14 protein-coding genes and 1 pseudogene are annotated in these 16158 nt (G+C 67.0%); 1 reads left to right on the forward strand and 14 read right to left on the reverse strand.

Annotation, left to right across the window (positions count from 1 at the left end; translation table 11 throughout):
- Positions 1–57: 57 nt before the first annotated feature.
- The 10 genes and pseudogenes from ACFIMZ_RS31550 to ACFIMZ_RS31595 all read right to left on the reverse strand — a co-directional run bounded on the left by ACFIMZ_RS31550 (position 58) and on the right by ACFIMZ_RS31595 (position 9425).
- Positions 58–624, reverse strand: coding sequence for a M35 family metallo-endopeptidase (locus ACFIMZ_RS31550; RefSeq protein WP_431823357.1), 567 nt, complete (start codon positions 622–624; stop codon positions 58–60).
- A gap of 94 nt (positions 625–718) precedes the next feature.
- Positions 719–997: a hypothetical protein gene (locus ACFIMZ_RS31555; RefSeq protein ID WP_431823358.1), complete on the reverse strand. Its 279-nt coding sequence runs from the start codon at positions 995–997 to the stop codon at positions 719–721.
- A gap of 150 nt (positions 998–1147) precedes the next feature.
- Positions 1148–1693, reverse strand: a complete 546-nt coding sequence (locus tag ACFIMZ_RS31560) for a hypothetical protein (protein ID WP_431823359.1) — start codon at positions 1691–1693, stop codon at positions 1148–1150.
- 12 nt (positions 1694–1705) lie between these two features.
- The gene (locus tag ACFIMZ_RS31565; RefSeq protein WP_431823360.1) at positions 1706–2374 is read right to left on the reverse strand and encodes a PAAR domain-containing protein; all 669 of its coding nucleotides are present in this window, start codon (positions 2372–2374) and stop codon (positions 1706–1708) included.
- 617 nt (positions 2375–2991) lie between these two features.
- Positions 2992–4194 (reverse strand): phosphotransferase enzyme family protein, encoded by a 1203-nt coding sequence (locus ACFIMZ_RS31570; protein WP_431823361.1) that lies wholly within the window; start codon positions 4192–4194, stop codon positions 2992–2994.
- A 24-nt stretch (positions 4195–4218) separates the two neighbouring features.
- Positions 4219–4842, reverse strand: coding sequence for a nicotinamide riboside transporter PnuC (pnuC, locus tag ACFIMZ_RS31575; protein ID WP_431823362.1), 624 nt, complete (start codon positions 4840–4842; stop codon positions 4219–4221).
- A gap of 33 nt (positions 4843–4875) precedes the next feature.
- The gene (locus ACFIMZ_RS31580; protein ID WP_431823363.1) at positions 4876–7110 is read right to left on the reverse strand and encodes a TonB-dependent siderophore receptor; all 2235 of its coding nucleotides are present in this window, start codon (positions 7108–7110) and stop codon (positions 4876–4878) included.
- Positions 7111–7443: 333 nt separating this feature from the next.
- Positions 7444–7647 (reverse strand): DUF2970 domain-containing protein, encoded by a 204-nt coding sequence (locus tag ACFIMZ_RS31585; RefSeq protein WP_059905263.1) that lies wholly within the window; start codon positions 7645–7647, stop codon positions 7444–7446.
- Between the two features lie 134 nt (positions 7648–7781).
- Positions 7782–8747 (reverse strand): annotated as a pseudogene (locus ACFIMZ_RS31590) (pyridoxamine 5'-phosphate oxidase family protein); the annotation flags it as partial.
- Positions 8748–8780: 33 nt separating this feature from the next.
- Positions 8781–9425 (reverse strand): glutathione S-transferase family protein, encoded by a 645-nt coding sequence (locus tag ACFIMZ_RS31595; protein WP_431823364.1) that lies wholly within the window; start codon positions 9423–9425, stop codon positions 8781–8783.
- A 126-nt stretch (positions 9426–9551) separates the two neighbouring features.
- On the opposite strand from ACFIMZ_RS31595, the gene ACFIMZ_RS31600 reads away from it, so the two are divergent.
- The gene (locus ACFIMZ_RS31600; protein ID WP_431823365.1) at positions 9552–10508 is read left to right on the forward strand and encodes a LysR family transcriptional regulator; all 957 of its coding nucleotides are present in this window, start codon (positions 9552–9554) and stop codon (positions 10506–10508) included.
- Positions 10509–10542: 34 nt separating this feature from the next.
- Here the strand turns inward: ACFIMZ_RS31600 and ACFIMZ_RS31605 are convergent, their stop codons facing one another.
- Genes ACFIMZ_RS31605 through ACFIMZ_RS31620 form a run of 4 tightly spaced genes read right to left on the reverse strand, consistent with a single transcriptional unit; the run spans position 10543 to position 16155 of the window.
- Positions 10543–12144, reverse strand: a complete 1602-nt coding sequence (locus ACFIMZ_RS31605; protein WP_431823366.1) for a GMC oxidoreductase — start codon at positions 12142–12144, stop codon at positions 10543–10545.
- A gap of 30 nt (positions 12145–12174) precedes the next feature.
- Positions 12175–13047 carry a hypothetical protein gene (locus ACFIMZ_RS31610; protein WP_431823367.1) on the reverse strand — a complete coding sequence of 291 codons (873 nt, stop codon included), beginning with the start codon at positions 13045–13047 and terminating at the stop codon, positions 12175–12177.
- A gap of 31 nt (positions 13048–13078) precedes the next feature.
- A complete protein-coding gene (locus ACFIMZ_RS31615) occupies positions 13079–14308 on the reverse strand; it encodes a ferritin-like domain-containing protein (protein WP_431823368.1) in 1230 nt (409 codons plus the stop codon).
- Entirely contained in the window at positions 14305–16155 is a 1851-nt protein-coding gene (locus tag ACFIMZ_RS31620; protein ID WP_431823369.1) for a GMC family oxidoreductase, read from the reverse strand. Before ACFIMZ_RS31620 ends, ACFIMZ_RS31615 begins: the two co-directional genes overlap by 4 nt.
- Between the last annotated feature and the right edge of the window lie 3 nt (positions 16156–16158).

The following is a 16158-nucleotide window of genomic DNA, read 5'->3' on the forward strand; positions in this document are numbered from 1 at the left end:
AGGCGGACACTGCGACTGCCAGAGTCAAGAAACAGCATTTTAAACCTCGAGACACAATCATCGGATAACAATCCTATCGAATGTTGCAATATATCCAGTTATACTATCCGCGTTCCTGATCGCACAATCCGAATTATTCATTGCAAAAACCCTCATCCCGATTTCAGTGTCGCCATAAATAATATCTTCCGAATCAAATGTGTCGATGTAATGGGTGCACTCATGAATCAAAACTTTTACTTTTGCAGCATGGAATAGCTCCCCATTTGAATCCAAGCAGAACTTTGAGTAGATTGCTATAATTCGCTTTTCGGAGTCTGGCTTACATACTCCGGCATGATTTGAGCCGGTATCGGGTACAACGGCGCATGACAGACTTCTATTGAGGTCACTATCCCAGCGAACAATTTTCTCTGGAACAAGCTCTTGCATAGCTTTCAGCAATCGTGGAAGACCAGCGGCCAATGTGCTTCTGATCTCTTCATCTGCGCGTCCAAAGTAAATTTTGGCGCGTTCCTGCTCGTTTCCGTCCCATCGTGCAACCGCCGCGATACGATCCTTAATCAGCACAACACCCGCATCGCGAGCACGCACTACTATATCGGCGAATTGCCTATTATTCATGTTCTGACATATCGGCGTCGTGTTTACGTAGACATAAACCTTCGAGCCAGGCGTTGTGTTCGTCGTGGCTGAATCGTGAACAAGTTCGTAGCCGTCATTGGGCATTTTCGTTTCTCACAATTTCAAGATGAAGCGACCCGGCGTTAGTCGTCGCATAGTGAACATTGGCTAGACGCTGTCCGTTATCGGCATCGCGCGAAACGTATTGCTCGTCATGCGCGGCTGGCAGCGCGCTTTCGGTGACTGACTGCTTCAACGGCTGCGTTACCGTCTGCCCACAGCCTCCGTTCGAATAGAAGGACGTCGTGGAAGGCGTGGCGCGGATACGATTCTTCCGGCACGGACACAGCACCCAGTCCCGATCCTTGACCATAGCTTTTCCATCATCCAGCCATGTATCGGCACTGCCGCATATCGGAAAAGGCCCCTTGCAGTTACCGCAAGTCGCTTCGTCCCCGTCTCGGACGAGCCGCCTAGGACGCGGCCGCCGGTCGTCGTGCGAGCGCCTTTGACTATCAGTTACTCAAACATGATCGCGATAGATATAGAGTTGAAGGTCTTCCGTATCGGTCGTGGTGACGCGCTGTGAGTGGCCCATCGCATCCGTAACGCCGCTGAACACTTTTCCGGACGCGGTCCAGATACGGTATTGCACGCGCGCCAAGGGGCGACCGGTAGCGGCGTCGCACAGAACAAATTGTTCGTCGTGTTCGACCCGACCCGCTGCTACCGAACGCGGGACGCTTTGCCCCATCAGCGCCGCCCCTTGCTCGGCCGTGAAAATCATTCTCATGTTGCGCTCGGCGTAGAAAACCGGCGGCGGGTTGCAACCGCATACGTTAATGTCGCCGCTCAACGCCCATTGCTTGCCGTTCGGGCCGGTGCCGGGCCAGCGCGGCCCTTTCGGCGCGATGAACCCTTCCTGCTTGCAGGCCGTGCAGTAGGTTTTCATGTAGAGCGTGGCGATATGTACCCTCGGCGGCGGGTTCGCGCAGGTCACGGAGCGAAGACCTTCGGTGATGACCGCACTGCCGGCGCGGTCGCCTTGGGCGAGAAAATATCGGATCATGCCGTCGCCCCTTTAGCCGGTCACGGTCGCCAGTTTCACCACCGTGAACGTGTCGGCGAAGCCCCGGCCTTCACGTTCCGGGCTATCGGTGATCGCGTCGCCGTTGTCTAGTTCGCTCCCAACGAAAGCTAGCGGTGCGAAGTCGGGGTAATCCACGATGCCCAAGCCGCTGATGATTCGGGCGGTCGAGCCGTCCGCATAGTGGACAACGTTTCCCACGACAGCAGACTTGCCGAGTGAGTCGCCCATCTCCCACGTGCCGGTCGCTTCGTGCAGCACGCCGCCCCGAGCGGTCGTCGCCCCTTTCACGGCCAGCCGGTAGCGCGGGCGTGAAGGCGGCGGCACATAGTCCGGGTCGAACAAACCGGGAATCGGCTTGTCGTCGCTTACCCGGATGCCGGCTCCGTCTTGTAACGTTTGCGTGATGACGTCGCCGTTGCTCAGTCGCGACCCGACAAGCGCGAACGGCTTGCCCTCCGACGTGGCAGCAAATCCCGCCCCGTCGATGATGACGGCTTCGCTGCCGTCGTCGTATTGCACGATGTCGCCGACGCGGGCCAGCACCAGCCCGCGATAACTCGTCTTGCCCGCGACTTCGGCGACCCACCCGCCGCGCTCGGTACGTGAGCCTATGGTTGCAAAAAGATGAGTCAGCGCGTTTGCCTCTTGTTCATTCGTCATCCTGAATCCCTCTCCGGTTGAGCGGGCAGAATGTGCCCTATGCAAACCTAACGGCAACCCGACAGGGGAATCAATCGTCCGCGTACGAAAATGTGCTAACGATTTCCAGGTATCCGAATAAATGTCACGAAATGCGAACGAGCGCACCGTGTCGGGCGTCATTGCCGGGTATCGGGCGGTGTGGTGTCAGCCGAACGCCCGCGCTGTTCGCGCTTCGGGGGGCAACTGTCCGTAAGTCGCCAGGCGAAACTCGAGCGTCTTCGCCCCGCCATGCAGGAATCCTCCGGGAAGGCCCCGTCGCCGTCCCGGCGCGCGTTGCCGGACGCAATCAGCGTTGCCGCACCGGGGCACTTGCGCTGCGCGAAGCGCGCGTAGCTACAAGGCGCAAACAGTGTTTGCAGTTTGCATTTCCCCGTAATCCTGACCGCCGGAATTCGCGAATTCAGACTCCGGATGCACGTTCCTGGGACACGTCTTTATCGGCCGCTGAAGCTCGCCCGGATTGTTTGGGCGACGGATGACATATTGAAGTAGTGCGGGACCGCGTAGCACGAAGACCGGGCCAGCCGTCCGGGGCGCGTAGCGCGCCGCACACGTCGCCGTGCCGAACGCATCGCTCAGGCTTGCGCGTTCCGCGCCCGCCGGCGGCGCACCAACCAATCGAGCAGCCGCCTCCCATCCCGTTCGCCGAACCATCGCGCATGCCCGATCAGATAGCCGTCGTACGCGACATCGACCGTCTCGGGCGACCCGACGATCCCGTCGAAATACGCGACCTCGGACAGCGCGAACTCGGTATGCACGATCGGCAGCAACGCCACCAACGCTGCATACGCGTCGTCGTCGAGCGGCGCGAGCGACTCGTACCCGTCGAGCAGCGCGTCGATCTGCGCGTATTCGACCCGGCGCGCGTCGGCCGGCGCCATCCAGTCGATCGCGTTGCGCTCGATCGCGAGCGCAACGTCATACACCGCGCAGGTGCGGTCCGACAGCCCGAAATCGAGCACCGTGCGCACCTGCGCGCCGGGCTCGCCGTCGCTCCACAGCAGGTTCGACGCGTGCCAGTCGCCGTGGGTCCACAGCGGCTGCAATGCCGGCAGCAGCGGCGCAAGACGCGCGTGGTAAGGGCCGATCGCGTCCGCGATATCGTCGCGCCAGTTGCGCGCGGCCAGCGCGCGCACCAGCAGCGGCTGCGCGGCGACCCAGCGTTCGAGCGCGCCGGGCAGGTCGGCCGACGACAGCACCCTGAAGCTCGACAGCAGCAGCCGCACCGGCCGGGCCGGCGCATCGAAGCCGGCCGCCGCGTGATGCAGGCGCGCCAGTGCCTGCCCGGCCGCGTAAGCGTGCGACGGATGCGTGAACGGCTTCCACGACATCACGCCACGATACGCGTCGCATCCCGGCGCCACCGCATGCACCTCGTAGGTCCAGTCGCCGAGCGTCACGGCGGTCGCGCCGTCGCGGTCCGCCAGGACGTCGGGGACCGGAATGCCGCGGTCGCGCAGATGCGCGATGAAACGATGCTCTTCCTCGAGCCCCGCGACGTCGCGGATGCTCACGTGATGACGCTTGACGAACAACGCGCGGCCGCGCGCGGTATGGATCAGCACGGCCGCCGAGAACGGCCGCGGGCTGTGCCACGCGAGCTGCGCCGGCGGCCCCGCGTCGTCGATCCGCGCGAGGATCGCGGCCACCTCGTCGCGCGTGATCAGCGGCCAGTCGCGTTCGGCCTGCTCGCCATCGACGCCGAACTGCGGCGGCGCGATCGCGTCGGCGCCCGCGTGGGCCGCAAGCGCGGTCGACTCGGTCGGATTGGACATCGGCGACAGGCCTCCGGAAATGAATCAGCTCGCCGCCGCGCGCACCGCAGCGGCCGAGGCGGCAGCCGTGTTGCGCCAGTCGCGCCAGCCGATCACCGCGAGCCCGATGAACAGCGCATAGAGCCCCGCGGTCAGGTACAGTTCCTTGACGACGAACATCCCGACATAGACCACGTTGACCACGATCCACAGGCCCCACGACGCGATGTAGCGCCGCGCGGTCCAGTATTGCGCGACGAGGCTGAACGCGGTCAGCGACGCGTCGACGAACGGCAGCGCGGCGTCGGTCCAGCGCGCCATGATCCCGCCGAGCAGCGCGCTGCCCACGACCGCCGCGATCAGGTCGGGCAGCACCTGCGCGGGCGTGACGCCGCTGACCGGCACGACGGCGCCGCGCGACGCGTCGCCGCCGGCCATGCCGTCCGCCCGGTCCACCCGCTGCGCGAGCCAGCGCCGCCAGCCGTACACCTGCAGCACCGCGAACGCGCCCTGCAGCAGCATGTCCGAATAGAGCTTCGCGTCGAAGAAGATCCAGCCGTACAGCGCGACCGACGCGAGCCCCACGGGCCAGCACAGCATGCGCCGCTTCGCGGTCAGCCAGATCGCGAGCGCACTGACGATCACGCCGGCGATTTCAAGGGTGGACATCGTTCGTTCTCTCCAGTGTAGGTCGGACCGCGATCAGAAATCGTAAGTCAGTGACACGCGCGCGGTGCGCGGCGCGCCGGGGAACAGGTAGGCGTCGCCCTGCTGCTCGCCCGCATCCCGCCAGTAGAACTTGTTGAACAGGTTGTCGACCGACACGCGCAGCACCGTCCGGTGTCCGCCGATCTTCGTCGCATACCGCGCGCCGAGATTGAACACGAACCACGCCGGCACGCGCGCCGTGCCCTCCTCGTTCGCGTTGCGGCTCGCGCTGTAATCGACGCCGCCGAGCAGCGCGAGACCGGCGACGCCGGGCACCGCATAGTCCGCATACAGCGACGCGCGCAGCGCCGGGACGTTGATGACCTGGTGCCCTTCATAGGCCGGCGAACCCGAATCGTAAGCGCGTGCGCGAATCGCCGCCACGGTCGCGGTCAGCGACAGCCGCTGCGTGACCTGCCCGGCCGCGCCGAGCTCGATCCCCTGGTGCCGCTGCGTGCCGCGCTGCACGAACGTGTAGCGGCTGTTCGACGCGTCGGGCTGCGCGAACTGGAACGGCCTGCTGATCGAGAATACCGCGGCCGTGAGGCTCAGCCGGTCGAGCCAGTCGTATTTCGCGCCGACCTCGATCTGGCGGGATTCGACGGGCGGCAGGAACGCATACGCGTTGGTCGCGCGCACCGGCGCCTGGTCGCCGAGCGACAGCGCCTTGCTGTACGACGCGTAAACCGACAACGCGTTCACCGGCTTGTAGACCAGCGCGACCTGCGGCAGGAACACCGAGCGGTCGGTGCGGGTCTGCGGACCGTCGACGCTGCTCCAGCTCCGCTGCCGCAGCAGCACCTCCTTGCCGCCCGCGAGCACCTGCCAGTGGTCGCCGAAGCTGATCCGGTCGGCGCCGAACACCGCGTACTGCCACGCATCGAGCCGCGGATACGACGGCCCCGCCACGTTCGGCGACGGCGCAAACGTGACGTCCGGGCCGTAGATGTTCTCGCTGCCCACATAGTCGTAGACGGCGTCCGCCATGCGCACGACGCGCCGCTGCACGCCCGCGCCGACCGTCAGCTCGTGACGCATCGGCCCGGTCGCGAACTTGGCCGTCGTCACCGCACGCACGTCGTCGTTGCGGCGATACTCGCCCGGGCTCCGGAAATCGTACACGTCGTAACCCCCGTTCCGGCCGAAGAAGAACGGCGACGTCGCACCGGCCGCGCAGCTCGCCGCATACGAGCAGCCATACGCGAACGCGCTGTTGTCGTCGATCATCGTGCGGCTGCGGCCCGCGGCGACGTAGGCTTTCCAGTCGTCGTTGAACTGGTAGTCGAAGCGCGCGTTGAGGTTCAGCGCGTCGGTGGTCAGCGGTTTCGCCCACGGCTGCGTGCCGAGCGCCTTCGACGTCGACTTGACGGACGGCACGACCGTGCCGCCGAGCAGCTGATACCCCGGCGCGGAACGCTGGATCCACTGCTGGAATTCCGCATTGAGCTGCAGGCTCGCGCGCGGGCTGATGTCCCAGTCGGCGGCGATCGATCCGAACGTGCGGCGCCCGTTCGTGCCGTCGATGTACGAATGCATGTTCTCCTTCGCCGCATTGATCCGGATGCCGAACTGGTTGTCGGCGCCGAAGCGCCGGCCGAGATCCACGGCGGCCGACGTCGATCCCCTGCTGTCGACGCCCGTCGTCACGCTCGCGACGTTCGCGGACCGCTTGGTCACGAAGTTGATCACGCCGCCCGGCGCGACGACGCCGCTGTCGATGCCCGCGAGCCCTTTCAGTATCTCGACGCGCTCCTTGTTCTCGAGCGGCACGTTCTGCTCGCCCGATACCGTCAGGCCGTCGATGCGGATCGCGCTCGCGAGATCGATCGGGAAGCCGCGAATCGAAAAGCCTTCGAAATAGCCGACCGGCGCGTATGCGTTGCTGACCGACGCGTCGTTGCGAACGACGTCGCTCAGCCGCTTCGCCTGCTGGTCGTCCAGCAGCGCGCGGGTGACGACGCTGACCGACGCGGGCGTATCGCGCAGCGGCGCGTCGTCATACCCGGCGACCGACGCGGTGCGCGCGCGCAACGCATTGCCGCGCGCGCCGCTCACGCTGATGGCCGGCAGCGTGCCGCCGCCGGAGGCCGCATCGGCGTCGGAAGCGCTCGCCGATGCGTCGACGGAAGCCGCGCCTGCCTGCGCGGCGAAAAGCGTGATGCCGAGCCCCACGCTGACACACGCGCGCCGCCGCAGTGCCGGCGACGCTCTTCTTCTGTTCACAGTCATCTTTCTGGATTCGAAACTCGCCGCTCAACCTGTCGCACGCGCCTGGCCGACTGGCGGCCGAACGCGCTCGATCACGCAAGACGGGGAGTGGGCACGCCACGCATTGCGGCGCGCATTTTACCCCGTGGCGGCGAACCGGCGGCGGAATCGGGCAGGAAGGGGGGAAAGCGGAACAGGAAGCGCCATCGATCGATGGCGCGTATCGCAACGACGGAATCGTCGATTGCAGGCAGGCGGGCAGCGGCCGTTCAGGCGATCACGACAGCGGCCCGTGCAGCGTGCCCGTGTCCGGCGCATCGTCGCGCCGGCATCGGGTTGTCGAGGCAATCGTGCTCAGAAGCCCTGCATCGTCGACGTCGGATCGGCCACCAGATGCACGACGCCGTAGATGACCGCCCCGACGAGCGCGGCGAGAATGATCGCCACGAACGGCAGCAGCGTGAAGTTGACGTTCGCGAGATCCGCGGCATGCGCCTTGCTGTTGCGCACGCCGAAGAAGCTCCACAGGACCAGACGGATCATGCCAAGCAGTTTCATGGCCTTGCTCCTTTCACTTTCATCGTATCGGTTGCCGTTATGGTCGATCCGATCCGCCGATGAAAACAGAAGCAGTTGCGAACGCTTTTCGGGCAGCACATGGCGTGCGGCCCGCCGGTCCGTCACGCGGTGCGAGCCGCGAACTGGGGCGCCCATTCGACCGGCGACCAACGGAACGGCATCACCGCGGCGCTGCGCCGCACCTCCCGCACGCGATACCGCACCACCCGCTGCGCGCCTTCGAACGACGCGACGAGCGGCCCGTCCCAGACGATCTCCGCGCGCGCGGCGACGTGCACCAGGTCGCCGCGCTCGAAATCGACGAACAGCAAGCCCGCGCGCGGATCGAGCTGCAGGTTGCCGAGCGTGTTGAACAGCCGGTTGCCGCTGAAGTCGGGCGTCGACAGCGTGGCGTCGTCGTCGACGCGCACGAAGCCCGGCATCCCGCCGCGATGCGAGACGTCCACGCCGCGCGCCGCGCCCGCTTCCGCGGACAGGTTCGCGCTCGCGACGAAGAACGTATCCGCCTGCGCCAGCAGCGCGCGATCGGCGTCGCTCAGCCGGGCCGAGCGTTCAAGCCGCGGCGGCGCCGCATCGCCGCGCGGGTCGAACACCGGCGTGCGGCCCTGGATGTATTTCGCGCAGTTGCCGAAGCTCTGCTCGACGGCGACCGTCAGCACGTTGCTGCCGTCGACGGCCTGCACGACGCCGTTGACGCGATTGCGCCGCCGCGTGTCGAACTGGATGCCGAGCCCGCCGAGCGGCGCACCCGGCCGCCATGCATCGGCCAGCGGATCGCCCGGCAATGCGTCGCCCGCGATCCGCAGCGTATGCGCGTCCGGCGACGTCGCGAAGCCCGGCGCGCCGACACGCAGCGTCGCCCACGGCTGGCCCTCCGCGCCGACGCCGCCGAGCACGAAGAACGGCAATTGCGCGAAGAATGCCCGATGCTGACCGGGCATGAAACGCCGGATGCCGCGCAACCCGACGGCGCTCGCGGCATCGGCAACGCCCGCGCGCTGCTGCACGGCGAGTTCGCCCGCATGAAACGGCGACACATCCAGTTCCCAGCCCGGCAGGGCGACGGTCGGCGCAGCCATCGTTTGCTCTCCTGAAGGAAGCGGTCCGGCGCGTTACGCCGCGAGCAGGCCCGCGCGGGTCGGCGGCATGCCGACGAACCCGGGCAACGCCTCGACGCGCGCGAGCCAGGCGCGCAGATGCGGATACGGATCGAGCGCCACGCCGCCTTCCGGTGCATGCGCGATGTACGTGTAGGCGGCGATGTCGGCGATGGTCGGCCGCGCGCCGGCCGCGAACGGCCTCTTCGCGAACTCGGCGTCGATCACGTCGAACAGCCGGACGGCGACGCGCTTCGCCTGCTCGTGATCGTGCGGCGCGCCGAACACGGTGACGAGCCGCGCCGCGGCCGGGCCGGCCGCGATCGGCCCCGCCGCGAGCGACAGCCAGCGCTGCACCGCCGCCGCGCCGGCCGGATCGTCGGGCAGCCAGTGCGCGTCGCCGTAGCGCTTCGCGAGATAGACGAGGATCGCGTTCGAGTCGGACAGCACGACGCCGCCGTCGTCGATCACGGGCACCTGCCCGAACGGGTTCAGCGCGAGGAAGGCCGGCCGGCGCTGCTCGCCCTCGGCAAGATCCACGTCGACGATCTCGAACGGCACGCCGAGCAGCGACAGGAACAGGCGCACGCGGTGCGCGTGACCGGACAGCGCAAACGAGTAGACGCGGATCGGAACGGACGGCTTCTCGGCAACAGGCATGGCAACACTCCGGCAAAGGGCGTCGCCGCGAACCGGCAACGAACGGCCCCAGCGTAGCGCGCGCCCTCCGTCTCCAGAAGAGGGATAATCGCGGAAACATCATCCTCTTTGACAGGACAATCGGCGATGGCGGATCTGCGCGACGTGAACCTGAACCGCCTCGCGGTTTTCGTGGCGGTGGTCGAGGCGGGTTCGCTGACGGCGGCGGCCGAGCGGCTCGGGCTCGCGAAGACGGTGGTCAGCACGCACATGCAGCGGCTCGAATCCGAAGTGGGCGCGAACCTGCTGGTGCGCACCACGCGGCGGCTTGCCGTGACCGACGCGGGACGCGCGTTCTACGACGCATGCCGCGACATCATGCGCGCGACCGAAAGCGCGCTCGACGCGGTGTCGTCGGAAACGGGGCCGCTGCGCGGCACGCTGCGCGTGAGCGCGCCGATCGACTATGGCGCGCAGGTCGTCGCGCCCGCGATCGTCGCGCTGCGCGACGCGCATCCGGCGCTCGACGTCGAGCTGATCGCGAACGACCGCCTCGTCGACCTCGTCGCCGACAACATCGACGTCGCGATCCGCATCGGCCGTCTCGCGGATTCGAACTATCGCGCGGTGCAGCTCGGCGCATACGAGAAGTGGCCGGTCGCGAGCCCGGCGTTCGTCGCGCGCTGGGGGCTGCCGCGCGACCCGGCGGCGCTCGCGGCGCTGCCGTTCGTGATGCTGTCGACGCTGCCGCGCCCGCAGACGTTCGAGCTCGAGAGCGCGCGCGGCGGCAAGGCGTCGGTGCGCTGCACCGCGCACGTCGTGTCGAACACCGCAACTGCCTGCCGCGCGATCGCGCTTGCGGGCGGCGGCTTCGGGCTGCTGACCGATTTCTCGATCGTCGACGACGTCGCCGCGGGCCGGCTCGTGCGCCTGCTGCCCGGATGGCGCTCGCCGCCGGCCGGGATTCACGCGATCTTTCCATCGACGCGGCTGCCGTCGCCGAAGGTGCGGGCGTTCATCGAGGCGATGCGGGAGAAAATCGGTGCGGCGCCGGTGCGCAAGTTGCGTACGCCGGCATCGAAACCGAAGCGCGCGGCGGGCTGAAGCGACGCAGAGCGGCGCGGCAGGCCCGGCGCCCCTAGCCAGCCAGCCGCTTCGCCAGCACCGATGTCATCGCCATGCCCGTGTAGGTCGGGTTCCACGACCCCGGCGACGGGAACAGCATGCTCCCCGTGCCGTACAGGTTGCCGACGCCGTACAGCTTGCCGTCCGGATCGGTGACGGAATCGTTCGGCGAGTCGCCCATCCACAGCGTGCCGGCCTCATGGAACACCATCGACGAATCGATGACCGGCATGTCGCCCCGCCACGTGATGTCGAGCGGCTTGGCGGTCGGCGCATGCATGTACTGCACCGGCGCGCCGGCCGACAGCACGCGCACGATGTCCTTCACCGACTCGTTCATCTTGCGCCGCGCATGCGCGTCCGCCGGTTGCTCGCGCAACGTGATGACGGTCTCGCCGTTGCTCAGGCTCACGCGGTTCCAGCTCCGCGCGCTGCGCTCGCCCAGCATTTCGCCGAGGGCCTGCACCAGCACGTACACATAGCCCGGCTCGCGGTACATCTCCAGCGACTGCTCGGACGACGCGTCGGGCAGCACGCGGTACAGCAGATCCTTGTCCCGTGCGGGATGCGGATTGAACACGACCGAGATGTGGTTGTGGAAGAACCTCTCGCTGTCGATCTGGCTGAGCTGGTAGTACGCGCACACCTGCAACTGATTCGCCAACGCCGGAAAGTGCCCGGCCGGCATCCGGAACGCCAGCGCCGAGCGGTTGTGCACGCACAGATTCTTGCCCAGCAGCGGATGCTCCGGCAGCGCGGTCAGGCACAGCGCCGCCGCCTCGATCGTGTTGTTCGCGAGCACGACGCGGGCCGCGCCGACGTCCAGGCTCGTGGTCCTCTGCTGGTCGGTCGCGGCGAGTTCGAGGCGCGCGATACGGCCGGCCGCGAACTGCATGCGCGTGACGGTGGTGAGCGGCACGACCCTCAGGCGCTCGGGATACGCCTGCGCGAGCTCGACCAGCGTCTTGACCGGCGCATACTTCGCGAACTGCCCGGGCGCGACATCCGCGCCGGTCGCCATCGCGCTGTCGAGATCCGACGGCATCGCGAGCGGCACCGCGCACGCGATGCTCGCGTTGCCCTCGAAGAGCCGCGCCTTCGCGATCGCATCGAGCGTCTGGTTGTCGTTGCCTGCGCACGCCAGGCTGAAGCGCCGGCCGATGCGCGCGCCGACCGGATACCACTCGGCGTCGAGCGACGACACGACCGACGCCGGCCAATGCGGAAACTCGAACTGCCGCGGCTGCGGCACCCACGCGTTCCAGAACAGCGCGCGCCCGCCGACGTACGGCTGCTGCGGCGCCAGCGTGAAATTGCCGTCGCAGATCCAGGGCGACACGGCCGGCCCGTACACCGCCCTGACGTAGGCCGGCGGCAGGTTCTGCGAGTGATCGGGGAAGAAGATCGAGCCCTTCTCCAGCACGAGCACCCGCCCCTTGCCCGCACGCAGGATGCGCTCCGCGAACGTCGTGCCGTATGCGCCGCCGCCGATCACGACATAGTCGCAGGCCCGCTTCAGGTCGTCCCAGTTGCCGAGGAAATACTGCGCGAGACTGGACAGCACGGCGCGGTCGGACTCCATCCTGCCGATCGCCAGACAGGTTTCGAGACTCACGGACGTTCTCCTTCGCCGCGCTCGCGGCGCTCAGAGGAACACGGCGCGGCTCTGGATCGCCGCCGGCGCCGACATGAAGGTCTGGACCGCATGCGCATGCGCGCCGTCGAGCAGGGTCTTCATCGCCTGCTTCATCGGGTGGCTGCTCAGGCCGTAGCGCACGCTCACGCGGTGTGCGTCCTCGGGCCTCAGCCAGTAGGTCCTGAATGGCTGCAGGATGTTCCAGCGGCACGCGATCGCGCGTCCGTCGTGCTTGCCGTATTCGGTGATCGACGAGATGTTGCCCGGGACGGGCGTCAGGCCGTTGAGATCGGCGACACAGGTGAAGATGTCTTCCTCCGGCAGGCTCGGATCGTTCACCTTGAAGCTCCAGGTCTCGACCCATTCCGGTTCGTAGGCCGGCGCACCCCGCTTGCGCACCGGGTTGTACGACGGCAGGTTCACGCCGAAGCTGGTCTTGAACTTCGGCTCGCCGAACAGCTTCTCGCCCGCACTGATCGCGAGTTCGCTGTCGCACGGCACATACACGCGGTGATTGCCCATCAGCTTGCTCTGCTCGTCGCCCATCACCCACTGCTCGAAGCTCACTTCAGGAAGCAAGGCGGCCTGCGCGTCCGGAAACGCCACGATGTTGAGCTCCACTTCCTGCGTGACGCCGATGCAGCTGGTCGGCCATCTCTCGCTCGGCTGTCCGACGCCGCCCGAGACCTGCCCCGCGTAGGCCTGGAAATTGAACGCGACCGACGCCCGTCCGCCGAACAGCGCCGGGCGCAGCGGCGTGTCCTGCAGGAACGGCGTCACCCGTTTCGCATCGACGAGGAAGTGCACGACACAGTTGATCAGCGACGCATAGTAGAACGGCATCGTCAGCGAATCGGGCACGGAAGGCAGCGGGGTCGACATGACGGTCTCCTCACGAGGTGGCGAACAGCGCTCAGGAAAGGGCGGCATCCGGCGCGGCAGGCGGCGCGTACTCGAACGTCGGCGCGGCGTGCAGGCGCGGCCCGTGCCCGGGCAACGGGTTGTTCACGAGGCGCAGGAACAGGTCCTTCAGCGTGAACATGCGGCCGATGCCCTCCTGCAGCAGCGCCGGCCTGCCGTTGAACGCCCGCTCGATCGTCCGCAGGAAATCCCAGTACGCGACGTTGAATGCCTGCGCATGCGCGAGGATCTCCGGCGCGTCGCGGTAGTCGTCGAGCTTGCTGTTCGGCCGCACCGGAATCGCGGCCGTCCAGTCGACCTCGAACGGCGCGCCGCGCGGGCCGCTCTCGACCGTGTCGTTCCATTTGTATTCGCGACCGGCCAGCAGTTCGTTGAAGCGGAAGAAATGCGCGACTTCCGGGAAACTCTTGTACTGCTCGCGATTGCCGGTCCAGATCGTGTCGCTCACGCCTTCGCCCTGCTCGCGGATGGTGCGCAACGCAAGCAGCGCCGACACGCAGTCGGTCACCGGGAACGTGGCACCCGCGCCGTCGTAATAGAACCCTGCGCCGACCTGCCACGACCGCTCGCCGATGAACACGCGCGCCTCGCCGTAGCGGGCGACGAACGCGCGCAGCTTCGCCTCGATGCGCAGGTAGAACTCGCCGATCGTCATGTCGCCCCAGGCCGGATGCGCCTGGAACAGCACGCCGGGACGGAGCGCGCGCGGCCGCTCGATCGCGCAGCCCTGCTCGACCGCTTCACGCGAGAACCCGAGCAGGTTGACCTTGATGCCATCGATGTCGAACGGCAGTGGCGCCGGATAGTCGGGCACGAACTTCCGGTCGCCGGTCTGCGGCGCGCCGCCGATCGCGTTCATCACGTTCGCGACGAGCGTCATGTGCAGCATCTCCTCCACGACGATCGAGCGCAGCACCTCGATCGCGCGCCAGCCGCTGTTTGGCGCGAGCGTGTAGAGCGCGGTGAGGTACGGCGGGATCGTCGCATGCTCGAGGATCAGCGCCTGCTGCAGGTCGTTCAGCAGGTCCGCCCGGTCGGTGTCGATGTCGGTCGAGCCGATTGCGTCGGCCAGTTCCTGAAACGTCCGGCCGAGCGTCGGGATGGTTTCGCCGAGGCCCGGATGCGGCAGGTGCTCGAGCAGGCCGGCCGCTTCGATGCCGGGTTCGCCGGCGCGCGCCGCCTGGTACGCGTTCAGCAGGCGGACTCTTTCCGTGAGGTTCATGCGCTGACTCCTGCGTTGACGTTCGATTGCCGGCCCAGGGCCTGTTCGATCCGGTCGGCGGCCAGGAAGCTGAGCGACGCGCCCGTCAGGGTCGGGTTGGACGTGCCGCTCGTCGTCATGCTGCCGCAGCCCACCAGGTACAGGTTGTCGTGATCCCATGCGCGCAGGTCGGCATTCACGACCGAATCGCGCGGATGGCCGCCCATCCGGTGCCCGCCCATGTAATGCCCCGCGCCCTGGTAGTTGAACGTATGCCCCCGATACGAGAAATGCGGCTGCTTGCCGAACGTCTCCGTGCGGTCGCGGATGCCGCACAGCTTGAAGATGTGATCGGAAACCTTGCGCGCCAGCACGAATCCGGCGCGGGTGTAGTCGCTCACGTCGTAATGGATGACCGGCCGGTAGTTGCCGAGGAGGTCGCGATAGCGATCGTCGATCTCCAGCCGGTTGCCGCTTTCCGGCAACTGCTCGACGAGAATCCCGAAGCGCACCTGGCGCGTCACGCGGTCGACGAGTTCGCGCTGCAGCTTGCGCCCCCACAGGTTGTCGTTGACGAATTCCTGCACGTCGTACCCCGGCGATCCCAGCGGCCAGCCCCAGCCTTCGTTGCCGATCTCGATGCGGAACGACGCGGTGTGATTGCGGAACGCGCCCCAGCGCATCCCCTCGATGCCCGACGTCGCGATCGGCCCGCGGAACGGCCAGACCTGCCGCGGCGCGAGCCCCCAGGTCAGCAGCTCCGGATGATCCATCAGCCCGACGCCGACGAGCCGGCTGCTGTTCGCCGCATCCGACGCGAGCAGCAGCTTCGCGTTTTCCACGGGCGCCGCGCACAGCGCGACGATGTCGCCGCGCGCGACGAAGGTCCGATGCTCCGGCTCGCCCGGCTTGAAATAGCTTTTGACCGTCACGCCGGTGATCCGGCCGTTGCCCCGGTCGATCGTCAGCTCGCTCGCGACGCATTGCGTGACGAGCGTCACCCAGTCGCCGGTGCTGGCCACGAGGGTTTTCATCGCGTTGTACTTTGCCTGCACCGGACAGATCGGCACACAACTCGTGTTGCCCATGCAGCGATGCCCTATCGCGCGCGAACTCACCGCGCCGACCGGCGCGTAGCCCTTGCCGCCGTCGTAGTCGGCGTTGGGTACGCCGTTGCGTCCCGCCGGCGTGCCGATCACGTCGAGCGGATGCGCGCGCTCGTCGAGATCGTAGGTGCGCCCCTTGAGCCGCTCGGCGAACATCTGATCGACGACGCTGGGCGGCAGGCCGTGCATCGGATACACGTAACCCGTCGGAAAGCGCTGGCCGTGATAGGCCTGCTCGTCGACGTTCGCCGACACGCCGAGCTCGCGTTCGGCCAGTTCGTAATAGTGCGAGAACGTGTCGTACGACAGCGGCCAGTCCTGCGCGACCTGGTACAGGCTGTGCATCCGGAAGTCCTCGGGCAGCATCCGCAGCGACGTGCCGAGCCAGTGCAGCGTCGTGCCGCCCGCGTAGCGCGTGTAGGTGCTCCGGTACGCCAGCGGGCCGCGCTGAACGAAATATTGCCCGTCGTCCGCGTCGCCTTGCCCCGGGGTGACCTCGATCTGCAGTTCGTTCGGCTGAGGGGCGTTCGGGTTGTTCGGATACGGCGCCTGCGGCACCTTCGCGAGCGTCGCGTAATAGGTTTCCAGGAACTGCGTGTAGTGCGTGAAGTTCAGGCCGGAGCCGGTGCCGGCCTCGAGCAGCAGCACGCGGCGCTTGTGCTCGGCGAGCCGGCGCGCGACGATCGCTCCCATGATGCCCGCGCCGACAATGACCACGTCGTAATGGCGCGCGAGCGCGCTCTCGGCTGCTTCGATCTTCATGCT

Source organism: Burkholderia sp. F1 (genome assembly GCF_050813845.1).
In the GTDB taxonomy this organism is placed as follows: domain Bacteria; phylum Pseudomonadota; class Gammaproteobacteria; order Burkholderiales; family Burkholderiaceae; genus Burkholderia; species Burkholderia ubonensis.